The organism is Chitinophaga sp. 05T412 (assembly GCF_056396465.1).
The window spans coordinates 1-373 of record NZ_JBFTLN010000114.1; the positions used below are offsets into that span (position 1 = coordinate 1).

2 tRNA genes are annotated in these 373 nt (G+C 40.7%); both read right to left on the reverse strand.

From position 1 onward, the window contains the following. Window positions 1-209: 209 nt before the first annotated feature. Window positions 210-283: transfer RNA gene (locus AC1DFM_RS34920), tRNA-Ala, on the reverse strand. Between the two features lie 10 nt (window positions 284-293). Continuing rightward, window positions 294-368: transfer RNA gene (locus AC1DFM_RS34925), tRNA-Ile, on the reverse strand. Window positions 369-373: the final 5 nt, after the last annotated feature.

Sequence of the window (373 nt, forward strand, 5' to 3'; positions counted from 1 at the left end):
CTCTCGAAATCAATCGGATCATTTTAATTATGTATAGCTGTACATTACCTGTTTGATTCAAAATATCACTATTTCAAATCGTGCTGTTGTTTCCAATCTTTCAAAGAACTTATCAGTTATTACTAACTGCTAGATGATGTGTGAGATCCGATCTCYGTRACTCTTTAGTYAMACATCTTGTTATTTTTAGAAGAACTAAGGTGATTAAGTGGAGGATATCGGATTCGAACCGATGACCCCCTGCGTGCAAGGCAGGTGCTCTAGCCAACTGAGCTAATCCCCCGTAATCATTGTAGACCCGAGCAGATTTGAACTGCTGACCCCTACATTATCAGTGTAGTGCTCTAACCAGGCTGAGCTACGGATCTGTCTA